This is a genomic window from Enterobacter cloacae complex sp. 2024EL-00227, assembly GCF_043945315.1.
Classification (GTDB): domain Bacteria; phylum Pseudomonadota; class Gammaproteobacteria; order Enterobacterales; family Enterobacteriaceae; genus Enterobacter; species Enterobacter roggenkampii.
In genome coordinates, this window is sequence record NZ_JBIMQP010000012.1 from 35,796 (window position 1) to 48,798 (window position 13,003).

11 protein-coding genes are annotated in these 13,003 nt (G+C 56.1%); all 11 read left to right on the forward strand.

Annotation, left to right across the window (positions count from 1 at the left end; translation table 11 throughout):
• The 11 genes from amiB (at position 1) to rnr (ending at position 12,983) form a co-directional block, all read left to right on the forward strand.
• Complete coding sequence (gene amiB / locus ACHH0Z_RS19100; protein WP_045408116.1) at positions 1–1,341, forward strand: N-acetylmuramoyl-L-alanine amidase AmiB; 1,341 nt, start codon at positions 1–3, stop codon at positions 1,339–1,341.
• A gap of 9 nt (positions 1,342–1,350) precedes the next feature.
• Positions 1,351–3,195 (forward strand): DNA mismatch repair endonuclease MutL, encoded by a 1,845-nt coding sequence (gene mutL / locus ACHH0Z_RS19105; protein WP_045408124.1) that lies wholly within the window; start codon positions 1,351–1,353, stop codon positions 3,193–3,195.
• Entirely contained in the window at positions 3,188–4,138 is a 951-nt protein-coding gene (gene miaA, locus ACHH0Z_RS19110) for a tRNA (adenosine(37)-N6)-dimethylallyltransferase MiaA (protein ID WP_045408126.1), read from the forward strand. The genes mutL and miaA overlap by 8 nt, the downstream gene beginning before the upstream one ends.
• An 85-nt stretch (positions 4,139–4,223) precedes the next feature.
• Positions 4,224–4,535: an RNA chaperone Hfq gene (hfq, locus tag ACHH0Z_RS19115; protein ID WP_008502919.1), complete on the forward strand. Its 312-nt coding sequence runs from the start codon at positions 4,224–4,226 to the stop codon at positions 4,533–4,535.
• Positions 4,536–4,609: 74 nt separating this feature from the next.
• Positions 4,610–5,890, forward strand: a complete 1,281-nt coding sequence (hflX, locus tag ACHH0Z_RS19120) for a ribosome rescue GTPase HflX (protein ID WP_008502918.1) — start codon at positions 4,610–4,612, stop codon at positions 5,888–5,890.
• 56 nt (positions 5,891–5,946) lie between these two features.
• On the forward strand, positions 5,947–7,206 hold the full coding sequence (gene hflK / locus ACHH0Z_RS19125; protein ID WP_032675814.1) for an FtsH protease activity modulator HflK: 1,260 nt from the start codon (positions 5,947–5,949) through the stop codon (positions 7,204–7,206).
• 2 nt (positions 7,207–7,208) lie between these two features.
• Positions 7,209–8,213: a protease modulator HflC gene (hflC, locus tag ACHH0Z_RS19130; protein ID WP_008502916.1), complete on the forward strand. Its 1,005-nt coding sequence runs from the start codon at positions 7,209–7,211 to the stop codon at positions 8,211–8,213.
• Between the two features lie 71 nt (positions 8,214–8,284).
• Complete coding sequence (locus tag ACHH0Z_RS19135) at positions 8,285–8,482, forward strand: DUF2065 domain-containing protein (protein ID WP_045408129.1); 198 nt, start codon at positions 8,285–8,287, stop codon at positions 8,480–8,482.
• A gap of 104 nt (positions 8,483–8,586) precedes the next feature.
• On the forward strand, positions 8,587–9,885 hold the full coding sequence (locus ACHH0Z_RS19140) for an adenylosuccinate synthase (protein WP_006178975.1): 1,299 nt from the start codon (positions 8,587–8,589) through the stop codon (positions 9,883–9,885).
• A 192-nt stretch (positions 9,886–10,077) separates the two neighbouring features.
• Positions 10,078–10,503: a nitric oxide-sensing transcriptional repressor NsrR gene (gene nsrR, locus ACHH0Z_RS19145; protein WP_008502913.1), complete on the forward strand. Its 426-nt coding sequence runs from the start codon at positions 10,078–10,080 to the stop codon at positions 10,501–10,503.
• A gap of 38 nt (positions 10,504–10,541) precedes the next feature.
• Positions 10,542–12,983 carry a ribonuclease R gene (gene rnr, locus ACHH0Z_RS19150; protein WP_008502912.1) on the forward strand — a complete coding sequence of 814 codons (2,442 nt, stop codon included), beginning with the start codon at positions 10,542–10,544 and terminating at the stop codon, positions 12,981–12,983.
• Positions 12,984–13,003: the final 20 nt, after the last annotated feature.

Here is a 13,003-nt window from a genome sequence, read left to right on the forward strand (position 1 = left end):
ATGATAAATCGCGTTAAAGGTTGGTTGTTGGCTGCCACCGTGCTGCTGTGCGCGCAGGCCGGGGCGGCAAATCTTTCAGATATTCAGGTATCGAACGGCGAAAGCCAGGCCCGGATCACGTTCAGCTTTATGGGCGATCCTGAGTATGCGTTTTCACAGCCAGACAGCCACAGCGTGGCGCTGGATATCAAACAGACAGGCGTGATCCAGGGATTACCGCTGCAGTTCAGCGGCAACAACCTGGTGAAAAGTATCCGTTCGGGTACGCCGCAGGATAGCCAGTCGTTACGCCTGGTGGTCGATCTGACCGAAAAGGGCAAAACGAAGGCGGTGAAGCAGCAAAACGGGGCGAACTATACGGTGGTCTTTACCATCAGTGCCGATGTCCCGCCGCCGCCTCCACCGCCGCCTGTCGTTGCCAAACGCGTGGAAGAACCGGTGTATACGCCGCGTCCTGCTGAACCTGCGCGTAATCCGTTTAAATCGCAGAACGATCGCATCACTGCGGCAACCAGCAGCAATACAGTGACCCGTCCGGCGGTGAGTACGCGCCGTGCTGCGACCAGCGGTGACAAAGTGATTATCGCCATTGATGCAGGTCATGGTGGACAGGACCCGGGGGCGATTGGCCCGGGTGGGACGCAAGAGAAAAATGTCACCATCGCCATTGCCCGCAAATTGCGTGCACTGCTCAACGACGACCCTACGTTCAAAGGCGTGTTGACCCGCGACGGGGATTACTTCATTTCGGTAATGGGGCGTTCGGACGTCGCGCGCAAGCAGAATGCGAACTTCCTGGTCTCCATCCACGCGGATGCTGCGCCAAACCGTAACGCGACCGGCGCCTCGGTATGGGTACTCTCGAACCGTCGCGCCAACAGCGAAATGGCCAACTGGCTGGAAGAGCATGAGAAGCAGTCTGAACTGCTAGGCGGCGCGGGCGATGTGCTGGCAAACAGCCAGTCAGACCCGTATCTCAGCCAGGCGGTGCTGGATTTACAATTCGGTCATTCTCAGCGCGTCGGGTATGATGTGGCCACTAACGTATTGAACCAGCTGCAAAGCATTGGTGTGCTGCATAAGCGTCGTCCTGAACATGCCAGCCTCGGCGTTCTGCGCTCGCCGGATATCCCGTCCATCCTTGTAGAGACGGGCTTTATCAGTAACAACGGTGAAGAGCGTCTGCTGGGAAGCGACAGCTATCAGCAGCAAATTGCTGAAGCGATTTATAACGGTCTGCGTAAATACTTTGATGCCCATCCGCTGCAGTCTGCGCCACAGAGCGGCGCTGCCCAGACGGCCAGCGCAGCGCTACCGGGTGAGATGACCGCGACCAACTAAGGAGAATTCATGCCGATTCAGGTTCTGCCGCCGCAGCTTGCGAACCAAATCGCCGCCGGTGAGGTGGTGGAACGCCCTGCGTCGGTTGTGAAGGAGCTGGTGGAAAACAGCCTCGATGCGGGCGCGACCCGCATCGATATTGATATCGAGCGCGGTGGCGCGAAGCTTATCCGCATTCGCGACAACGGCTGCGGTATTAAAAAAGAGGAGCTGGCGCTGGCGCTGGCCCGTCACGCCACCAGTAAAATTGCTTCTCTGGATGACCTGGAAGCGATTATTAGCCTCGGCTTTCGCGGTGAAGCGCTGGCCAGTATCAGCTCGGTTTCGCGCTTAACGCTGACCTCCCGTACCGCCGAACAGCAGGAAGCCTGGCAGGCTTACGCCGAAGGGCGCGATATGGATGTGACGGTCAAACCCGCGGCGCACCCTGTCGGCACGACGCTTGAAGTATTAGATCTCTTCTACAACACCCCCGCCCGACGCAAGTTCATGCGTACCGAGAAGACCGAATTCGGACACATCGACGAGATCATCCGCCGTATCGCGCTGGCGCGTTTCGATGTCACCATCAACCTCAGCCACAACGGCAAGGTGATGCGCCAGTATCGCGCAGTGGCGGAAGGTGGACAGAAAGAGCGTCGGCTGGGCGCCATTTGCGGGACCCCGTTTCTGGAACAGGCGCTGGCCATTGAGTGGCAGCACGGCGATCTGGCGCTGCGCGGCTGGGTAGCCGATCCGAACGCGAGCAGCGCTGCGTTTGCGGAGATCCAGTATTGCTACGTCAACGGCCGCATGATGCGCGACCGTCTCATCAATCACGCCATTCGCCAGGCCTGCGAAGACAAGCTCGGGGCCGATCAGCAGCCTGCTTTCGTGCTTTATCTGGACATCGACCCGCATCAGGTGGATGTGAACGTCCATCCTGCCAAGCATGAAGTGCGGTTCCACCAGTCGCGACTGGTGCATGATTTTATCTATCAGGGCGTGCTGAGCGTGCTGCAGCAGCAGGGTGAAACGCCGTTGCCGCTGGAGCACGCAGAACCTGCGCCACGCCCAATTCCTGAAAACCGTGTCGCTGCAGGCCGCAACCATTTTGCGGAGCCCGCCGTTGCGCGTGAACCGGAAGCGCCGCGCTTTTCCTCCGCAGGGGCCGCACCGCGTCCAACGGGTGCCAACTACCCGAATGCCCAGCCTGGCTATCAAAAGCAGCAGGGCGCGTTGTACCGCAAACTGCTGGAGACGCCAGTCGTAGAGCGTAAAGAACCTATTCCGGCACCTCAGCCTTCTCTGGACGGCCATAGCCAGAGTTTTGGCCGGGTGCTGACGATTATCGCGCCGGATATGGCACTGCTGGAACGTGACGGCAAATTGATGCTTCTGGCACTGCCGGTTGCCGAACGCTGGCTTAAACAGGTGCAGCTCACGCCGGGCGAAAATGCCGCCTGTGCGCAGCCGCTGTTAATTCCGGTTCGCCTGAAAATATCCCCTGATGAAACAAGGATATTGCAGCGTGCCGAAGCACAGCTGGCGCAAATGGGTATTGAAATTGTGCTCGAACCACAACATGTGACAATTCGTGCAGTGCCTTTACCCTTACGCCAACAAAATTTACAAAACTTGATTCCTGAACTGATAGGCTACCTGGCGCAGCAAACATCGTTTGATGCCGCTAACACCGCGCAGTGGATCGCCCGCCATCTGGCCAGCGAACACGCGCCGTGGAGCATGGCACAGGCCATCAGCGTGCTGGCGGAGGTTGAACGCCTCTGTCCGCATCTGGTGAAAGCGCCGCCGGGTGGGTTATTACAACCTGTTGATTTAAAAACGGCGATGAACGCCCTGAAACATGATTGACGTAAGTAAGGCGAGCCTGCCTAAGGCAATTTTTTTAATGGGCCCAACGGCCTCCGGCAAAACGGCGCTCGCCATTGAGTTGCGTAAAGTTTTGCCGGTAGAGTTGATTAGCGTCGACTCCGCCCTCATCTACCGAGGGATGGACATCGGCACGGCGAAGCCTGACGCAGAAGAACTGCGCGCGGCACCGCACCGTTTGCTGGATATCCTCGACCCGGCTCAGGTTTACTCCGCAGCGGATTTTCGCCGGGATGCCTTAGCCGAGATGGCCGAGATAACGGCGGCGGGGCGTATACCGCTGTTGGTTGGCGGAACCATGCTCTACTTCAAGGCGCTGCTGGAGGGGTTATCACCTCTGCCATCCGCAGACCCGGAAGTAAGAGCGAAAATTGAGCAGCAGGCGGCAGAGCAGGGGTGGGACGTTTTGCATCAGCAACTGGCGGAGATTGACCCGGTTGCCGCAGCGCGGATCCATCCAAATGATCCGCAAAGGCTTTCCCGGGCACTGGAAGTTTTTTTCATTTCGGGTAAAACTTTAACGGAACTGACGCAAACGTCAGGAGACGCTCTGCCGTATCAGGTGCATCAGTTCGCCATCGCCCCGGCGAGCCGTGAACTGCTCCATCAGCGAATTGAGCAGCGTTTTCATCAGATGTTAGCTTCAGATTTTGAAGCAGAAGTGCGGGCGCTATTTGCCCGTGGAGATTTGCATACGGACATGCCTTCCATTCGTTGTGTGGGATACCGCCAGATGTGGTCGTACCTTGAAGGTGAGATTTCATACGATGAAATGGTTTATCGAGGTGTTTGCGCCACGAGACAGTTAGCGAAGCGCCAGATCACCTGGTTGCGCGGTTGGGAAGGGGTTCACTGGTTAGACAGTGAAAAACCACAACAGGCGTTAAGCGACGTGATTGAGGTTGTTGGTGATATCGCTCACTGAATGTGTACAATTGAGGCGTATCGTGCGCAATTTTTCAGAATCGCAAGGTTCTAAGTACAAAACAAGCATATAAGGAAAAGATAGAATGGCTAAGGGGCAATCTTTACAAGATCCGTTCCTGAACGCATTGCGTCGGGAACGTGTTCCAGTTTCTATTTATTTGGTGAATGGTATTAAGCTGCAAGGTCAGATTGAGTCTTTCGATCAGTTCGTGATTCTGTTGAAAAACACGGTCAGTCAGATGGTCTATAAGCACGCTATTTCTACTGTTGTTCCGTCCCGTCCGGTATCTCATCACAGCAATAACGCTGGCGGCGGCACAGGTAGTAACTACCATCATGGCAGCAACGCGCAGGGTTCTTCAACGCCAGCGCAGGACAGCGACGAGACCGAATAAGGTTTCGCACTGTTATCCACACGGGGAGCCAGGGATCCTGCGTTCCCCGCTGATCTTTTTAGAGAGGTTTACGCTTGTTTGACCGTTATGATGCCGGTGAGCAGGCGGTGCTGGTACACATCTATTTTTCGCAAGACAAAGATATGGAAGACCTCCAGGAGTTTGAATCTCTGGTCTCTTCCGCCGGTGTCGAAGCAATGCAGGTGATTACCGGTAGCCGTAAAGCGCCGCACCCAAAGTATTTTGTTGGTGAAGGTAAAGCAGTCGAAATTGCGGATGCCGTAAAAGCAACCGGCGCGTCAGTCGTGTTGTTTGATCATGCGCTGTCTCCAGCCCAGGAGCGCAACCTGGAAGCTCTCTGCGAATGCCGTGTTATCGATCGCACGGGATTGATTTTAGACATTTTTGCTCAGCGTGCACGTACCCACGAAGGGAAACTGCAGGTTGAGCTGGCGCAGCTGCGTCATCTGGCAACGCGTCTGGTGCGTGGCTGGACCCACCTTGAAAGACAAAAAGGCGGGATTGGTTTGCGCGGCCCGGGTGAAACCCAGCTCGAAACCGACCGTCGTTTGCTGCGTGGCCGAATTACCCAGATCCTCTCACGTCTGGAAAGGGTCGAGAAACAGCGTGAGCAGGGGCGTCGGGCACGAACCAAAGCCGACATCCCGACGGTGTCGCTGGTGGGGTATACCAACGCCGGTAAATCCACCCTGTTTAACCAGATAACCGAGGCCCAGGTTTACGCCGCAGACCAGCTGTTTGCGACCCTGGACCCGACGCTGCGCCGTATTGACGTTGCAGACGTCGGTGAAACGGTGCTGGCGGATACCGTAGGGTTTATCCGTCACCTGCCGCATGACCTGGTGGCGGCGTTCAAGGCCACCTTGCAGGAGACGCGACAGGCGACCCTGCTGCTGCACGTGATTGATGCGGCAGACGTGCGCGTGCAGGAGAACATCGACGCGGTGAACGTGGTGCTCGAAGAGATCGACGCCCACGAAATCCCAACGCTGTTGGTGATGAACAAGATCGATATGCTGGACGATTTCGAACCGCGTATCGACAGAGATGAAGAGAACAAACCGATTCGGGTCTGGCTTTCTGCCCAGACCGGTCTTGGTGTGCCACTGCTTTTCCAGGCTTTGACAGAACGTCTTTCCGGTGAGGTAGCTCAGCACACGCTGCGACTGCCGCCACAGGAAGGCAGGCTGCGCAGCCGGTTTTATCAGCTTCAGGCGATAGAAAAAGAGTGGATGGAGGATGACGGCAGCGTGGGGATGCAGGTGCGTATGCCGATCGTTGACTGGCGTCGCCTCTGTAAACAAGAACCTGCGCTGGTCGACTATATCGTCTGATCAGAAAGGGGATGCCTGAATAATTCGCCCTTGCATAACAAATATGGAGCATATACATGGCGTGGAATCAGCCCGGTAATAACGGACAGGACCGCGACCCGTGGGGAAGCAGCAATAATCAAGGCGGCAACTCTGGGGGAAATGGCAACAAAGGTGGTCGCGAGCAGGGGCCACCGGATCTGGATGATATCTTCCGCAAGCTGAGCAAGAAGCTTGGTGGTCTTGGCGGAGGTAAAGGTTCTGGCTCAGGTGGAAATTCCACCCAGGGGCCGCGCCCGCAAATGGGTGGCCGCGTAGTCGGTATTGTTGCCGCTGCAGTGGTAATCATCTGGGCTGCTACCGGGTTCTACACCATTAAAGAAGCGGAACGCGGTGTCGTTACGCGTTTTGGCAAGTTCAGCCATCTGGTTGAGCCGGGCCTGAACTGGAAACCGACCTTCATTGACGACGTGACCGCGGTCAACGTGGAATCGGTCCGTGAACTGGCAGCGTCTGGTGTGATGCTGACGTCTGATGAAAACGTGGTGCGCGTTGAGATGAACGTGCAGTACCGCGTGACCGATCCTGAGCGTTATCTGTTTAGCGTGACCAGCGCTGATGACAGTCTGCGCCAGGCGACCGACAGCGCCCTGCGCGGGGTGATCGGTAAATACACCATGGACCGTATCCTGACCGAAGGTCGTACCGTTATCCGTAGCGATACCCAGCGTGAGCTGGAAGAGACCATTCGTCCATACAACATGGGGATTACCCTGCTGGACGTCAACTTCCAGGCCGCTCGTCCGCCGGAAGAGGTGAAAGCGGCCTTTGACGATGCGATTGCTGCACGTGAAAACGAACAGCAGTACATCCGTGAAGCAGAAGCCTACACCAACGAAGTTCAGCCACGTGCTAACGGTCAGGCGCAGCGTATTCTGGAAGAAGCGCGTGCGTATAAGACGCAGACCATCCTGGAAGCACAGGGTGAGGTCGCTCGCTTCGCGAAGATCCTGCCGGAATATAAAGCGGCGCCGGAAATTACCCGTGAGCGTCTCTATATCGAGACCATGGAAAAAGTGCTGAGCCACACCCGCAAAGTGTTGGTTAACGACAGTAAAGGCGGAAACCTGATGGTGCTGCCGCTGGATCAGATGCTGAAAGGCAGTTCTGCATCGGCAGCAAAAGACAACAGCGGTGCGAACAACCTGCTGCGTCTGCCACCTGCGTCATCCGGTAGCACAAGCGCAACAACCACGTCTTCTTCGAGCGATGGTGACATTATGGACCAACGCCGTGCTAACGCGCAGCGTAACGACTACCAGCGTCAGGGGGAATAAGGATGCGTAAGTCAGTTATTGCGATCATCGTCATCGTACTGGTCGTGCTTTATACCTCGATCTTTGTGGTGAAAGAGGGCGAGCGTGGGATCAAGTTCCAGTTCAGCAGCGTCGTGCGTGATGGCGACAAACGCCCGGTGATCTACGAGCCGGGTCTGCACTTCAAGGTGCCGTTCATTCAGTCAGTGAAAACGCTTGATGCGCGTATCCAGACCATGGATAACCAGGCCGACCGTTTCGTGACTAAAGAGAAGAAAGACCTGATCGTTGATTCCTATATCAAATGGCGCATCAGCGATTTCAGCCGTTACTTCCTGGCAACGGGCGGCGGTGACGTTTCTCAGGCAGAAGTGCTGCTGAAACGTAAGTTCTCTGACCGTCTGCGTTCTGAGATTGGTCGTCTGGATGTGAAAGACATCGTGACCGACTCCCGTGGCCGTCTGACCCTGGAAGTTCGCGATGCGCTGAACTCCGGCACAGCGGGCACGGAAGATGAAGTTTCAACGCCGGCAGCAGATGATGCGATTGCCAAAGCGGCTGAACGCGTTCAGGCTGAAACCAACGGTAAAGTGCCGGTGATCAACCCGAACAGTATGGCTGCGCTGGGTATTGAAGTGGTGGACGTGCGTATCAAGCAGATCAACCTGCCGGTGGAAGTGTCCGAGGCGATTTACAACCGTATGCGCGCCGAGCGTGAAGCGGTCGCCCGTCGTCACCGTTCACAGGGCCAGGAAGAGGCGGAGAAGCTGCGCGCTGCTGCGGACTACGAAGTGGCCAAAACGCTGGCGGAATCTGAGCGTCAGGGCCGCATTCTGCGCGGTGAAGGTGATGCCGAAGCGGCGAAGCTGTTTGCCGATGCCTTCAGTCAGGATCCTGACTTCTATGCCTTTATCCGTAGCCTGCGTGCTTACGAGAATAGCTTCCAGAGCAACCAGGATGTGATGGTGCTCAGCCCGGACAGCGATTTCTTCCGTTATATGAAGACGCCGACTAACGCAACGCGATAAACTCAGGCTCGTTTGAGTATTCAAACCACCGCTCCCCACGGAGCGGTGGTTTTCTTTTATAAGGAACAAAAATGAATTCAACGATCTGGCTCGCGCTAGCCCTGGTCCTGGTGCTGGAAGGTCTGGGACCGATGCTCTATCCACGCGCCTGGCGTCGAATGATCGTCACCATGAGCCAACTGCCGGATAATATTTTACGTCGTTTTGGCGGCGGTCTTGTGGTTGCGGGCATCGTGATCTACTACATGTTGAGGAAAACGATTGGCTGATCAAAAAGTGGTCGGATTTGGGATATTCTGAGGTCAAAAAGTGCTGTATATCTGAAAAAGCGATGGTAGAATCCATTTTTAAGCAAACGGTGATTTTGAAAAAAATGGGTAACAACGTCGTCGTACTGGGCACCCAATGGGGTGACGAAGGTAAAGGGAAGATTGTTGATCTTCTGACTGAACGGGCTAAATATGTTGTGCGCTACCAGGGCGGTCACAACGCAGGCCATACTCTCGTAATCAACGGTGAAAAAACCGTCCTCCATCTTATTCCATCAGGCATTCTTCGCGAAAACGTCACCAGCATCATCGGTAACGGCGTTGTGCTGTCTCCAGCTGCGCTGATGAAAGAGATGAAAGGTCTGGAAGACCGTGGTATCCCTGTTCGTGAGCGTCTGCTGCTCTCCGAAGCCTGCCCGCTGATCCTGGATTATCACGTGGCGCTGGACGTTGCGCGTGAAAAAGCGCGTGGTGCGAAAGCGATCGGCACCACCGGTCGTGGTATCGGCCCGGCTTACGAAGATAAAGTTGCACGTCGCGGTCTGCGCGTGGGTGACCTCTTCGACAAAGCAACCTTCGCTGAAAAACTGAAAGAAGTGATGGAATATCACAACTTCCAGCTGGTGAACTTCTACAAAGCTGACGCTGTTGACTACCAGAAAGTGCTGGATGACGTCATGGCGATTGCAGACATTCTGACCGGTATGGTTGTTGATGTGTCCGATCTGCTGGACCAGGCGCGCAAGCGTGGCGATTTCGTCATGTTCGAAGGTGCGCAGGGTACGCTGCTGGACATCGACCACGGTACCTATCCGTACGTAACCTCTTCCAACACCACCGCGGGTGGCGTGGCGACCGGCTCTGGCCTGGGTCCACGTTATGTGGATTACGTTCTGGGCATCATCAAAGCGTACTCCACTCGCGTGGGTGCAGGTCCATTCCCGACCGAACTGTTTGATGAAACCGGCGAGTTCCTGTGCAAGCAGGGTAACGAGTTTGGCGCGACCACCGGTCGTCGTCGTCGTACCGGCTGGCTGGATGCGGTTGCCGTGCGTCGTGCAGTGCAGATCAACTCCCTGTCTGGCTTCTGCCTGACCAAGCTGGACGTACTGGACGGCCTGAAAGAAGTGAAAATCTGCGTAGGCTACCGTATGCCTGATGGCCGCGAAGTGACCACCACGCCGCTGGCTGCTGACGACTGGGAAGGCATTGAGCCAATCTACGAAACCATGCCGGGCTGGTCTGAGACCACTTTCGGTGTGAAAGAGCGTAGCGGCCTGCCGCAGGCGGCGCTGGATTACATCAAGCGTATTGAAGAACTGACCGAAGTGCCGATCGATATTATTTCTACCGGCCCGGATCGTACTGAAACGATGATCCTGCGCGACCCGTTCGACGCATAATCTTCGTGACTGCTGGCCTGCGGGGAGACCCGTAGGCCGGATAAGCGTAGCGCCATCCGGCGACCGCTCCTGGATCTCCGCTTTTTCGCCCCGTCTGTCAAATAAATTAGCCGCTAACTATCTGGCTGGTTTATCATCATTAATGAATATCTCTGCGGTTTGTCCGCGATTTCCCTTTTTCCTGAGGTTGATGTGCAGTTAACAAGTTTCACCGATTACGGCTTACGCGCGCTGATCTACATGGCGTCGTTACCCGATGGGAAAATGACCAGTATCTCTGAAGTCACTGAGGTCTACGGCGTATCCCGTAATCATATGGTCAAAATAATCAATCAACTTAGTCGTGCCGGATACGTTGCTGCCATCCGCGGGAAGAATGGTGGGATCCGTCTCGGTAAACCGGCACAGAGTATTCGTGTTGGCGATGTGGTACGTGAACTGGAGCCGCTGTCTCTGGTGAACTGCAGCAGCGAGTTCTGCCACATCACGCCCGCTTGCCGCCTGAAAAAGGCGCTTTCTAAGGCCGTGCAAAGTTTTCTCAAGGAGCTGGATAACTACACGCTGGCCGATTTGGTTGAAGAGAATCAACCGCTTTATAAATTATTGCTGGTGGAATGAAGAAAATTTCCACCGGAGCTGACAACGGAGGAACCGACATGTCACACGATCCTTTCCAGGAACGCGAAGCCGAAAAATACGCGAATCCTATCCCCAGCCGCGAGTTCATCATTGAACACTTAACAAAACGCGAAAAACCCGCCAATCGTGAAGAACTTGCTGTTGAATTAAACATTGAAGGTGAAGAGCAAATTGAAGCCCTTCGCCGCCGCCTGCGCGCGATGGAGCGTGACGGGCAGCTGGTCTTTACCCGCCGCCAGTGCTACGCGCTGCCAGAACGCCTCGATCTGCTGAAAGGGACCGTCATTGGTCACCGCGATGGCTTCGGCTTCCTGCGCGTGGAAGGCCGTAAAGACGATCTGTATCTCTCATCTGAACAGATGAAAATGTGCATCCACGGTGACCAAATTCTGGCGCAGCCGCTGGGCGCTGACCGTAAAGGTCGCCGAGAAGCGCGCGTCGTGCGCGTCCTGGTGCCAAAAACCAGCCAGATTGTTGGCCGCTACTTTACCGACGCGGGCGTGGGCTTCGTGGTGCCGGACGACAGCCGTCTGAGCTTCGACATTCTGATCCCACCTGAAGAGGTGATGGGCGCCCGCATGGGCTTTGTGGTGGTGGTGGAACTCACCCAGCGCCCAACCCGTCGCACCAAAGCGGTAGGTAAAATCGTCGAAGTGCTTGGCGATAATATGGGCACCGGCATGGCCGTTGATATGGCGCTGCGCACCCACGAAATTCCATACATCTGGCCGAAAGCGGTTGAAGAGCAGATCGAAAGCCTGCGTGAAGAAGTGCCGGAAGAATCCAAAGTGGGCCGCGTGGATCTCCGCTCCCTGCCGCTGGTTACGATCGACGGTGAAGACGCCCGTGACTTCGATGACGCCGTCTACTGCGAGAAAAAACGCGGCGGCGGCTGGCGTCTGTGGGTAGCGATTGCAGACGTAAGCTACTATGTTCGTCCGCATACCCCGCTGGATAACGAAGCGCGCAGCCGTGGTACTTCGGTCTACTTCCCGTCGCAGGTTGTACCGATGCTGCCGGAAGTGCTGTCTAACGGCCTGTGTTCCCTGAACCCGCAGGTTGACCGCCTCTGTATGGTTTGCGAGATGACCATCTCCAACAAAGGGCGCTTAACCGGCTACAAGTTCTACGAAGCGGTGATGAGCTCGCATGCGCGTCTGACCTACACCAAGGTCTGGCATATGCTGCAGGGTGACCAGGATCTGCGCGAACAGTACGCGCCGCTGGTCAAACACATCGAAGAGCTGCATAACCTCTACAAAACGCTGGATCAGGCGCGCGAAGAGCGCGGCGGGATCTCCTTTGAGAGCGAAGAGGCGAAATTTATCTTCAACGCCGAGCGCCGCATTGAGCGCATCGAGCAGACTCAGCGTAACGATGCGCACAAGCTGATTGAAGAGTGTATGATCCTGGCGAACATCTCGGCGGCACGCTTCGTTGAGAAAGCCAAAGAGCCTGCGCTGTTTCGTATTCACGATAAACCGTCGACGGAAGCCATCACCGCGTTCCGCTCCGTACTGGCCGAGCTCGGTCTGGAGCTGCCGGGCGGCAATAAGCCAGAGCCGCGCGATTACGCCGAGCTGCTGGAATCCATTAGCGATCGTCCTGATGCAGAAATGCTGCAGACAATGCTGCTGCGCTCGATGAAGCAGGCGATTTACGATCCGGAAAACCGCGGTCACTTTGGCCTGGCGCTGCAGTCTTACGCCCACTTTACGTCGCCGATCCGTCGTTACCCTGACCTTTCGCTGCACCGTGCGATCAAGTATCTGCTGGCGCAGGAGCAGGGCCATAAAGGGAACACCACCGAAACCGGTGGCTACCACTATTCGATGGAAGAGATGCTGCAGCTGGGTCAGCACTGCTCCATGACCGAACGCCGTGCCGATGAGGCCACCCGCGACGTGGCGGACTGGCTGAAGTGTGACTTTATGCTGGACCAGGTGGGTAACGTCTTCAAAGGCGTGATTGCCAGCGTGACCGGCTTTGGCTTCTTCGTACGTCTGGACGAGCTGTTTATCGACGGTCTGGTGCATGTCTCCAGCCTGGATAACGACTACTATCGCTTCGACCAGGTCGGCCAGCGTCTGATCGGCGAATCTGGCGGCCAGACCTATCGTCTGGGCGACCGTGTGGAAGTGAAGGTTGAGGCCGTGAATATGGACGACCGTAAAATCGACTTCAGCCTGATCTCCAGCGAGCGCGCGCCGCGTAACGTCGGTAAAACCGAGCGCGAAAGAGCGAAAAAAGGCGGAAACGGCAAAACGAGCGGCAAGCGCCGTCAGGCCGGTAAGAAGGTGAACTTCGAGCCGGACAGCGCGTTCCGCGGTGAGAAGAAGCAGAAGCCGAAGGCGGCAAAGAAAGAAGCCCGTGCCGCGAAGAAACCTTCCGCGAAGACACAGAAAATAGCGGCCGCCACCAAAGCGAAGCGCGCGGCTAAGAAAAAGCAGGCGGAGTAAATTCTCCCCTCACCCTGACC

Bases quoted from the DNA above. Each gene is read 5' to 3' on its own strand.
- rnr (WP_008502912.1), top strand. From the start codon at position 10,542: ATGTCACACGATCCTTTCCAGGAACGCGAAGCCGAAAAATACGCGAAT.
- miaA (WP_045408126.1), top strand. From the start codon at position 3,188: ATGATTGACGTAAGTAAGGCGAGCCTGCCTAAGGCAATTTTTTTAATG.
- hfq (WP_008502919.1), top strand. From the start codon at position 4,224: ATGGCTAAGGGGCAATCTTTACAAGATCCGTTCCTGAACGCATTGCGT.
- hflK (WP_032675814.1), top strand. From the start codon at position 5,947: ATGGCGTGGAATCAGCCCGGTAATAACGGACAGGACCGCGACCCGTGG.
- hflC (WP_008502916.1), top strand. From the start codon at position 7,209: ATGCGTAAGTCAGTTATTGCGATCATCGTCATCGTACTGGTCGTGCTT.
- mutL (WP_045408124.1), top strand. From the start codon at position 1,351: ATGCCGATTCAGGTTCTGCCGCCGCAGCTTGCGAACCAAATCGCCGCC.
- ACHH0Z_RS19140 (WP_006178975.1), top strand. From the start codon at position 8,587: ATGGGTAACAACGTCGTCGTACTGGGCACCCAATGGGGTGACGAAGGT.
- ACHH0Z_RS19135 (WP_045408129.1), top strand. From the start codon at position 8,285: ATGAATTCAACGATCTGGCTCGCGCTAGCCCTGGTCCTGGTGCTGGAA.
- amiB (WP_045408116.1), top strand. From the start codon at position 1: ATGATAAATCGCGTTAAAGGTTGGTTGTTGGCTGCCACCGTGCTGCTG.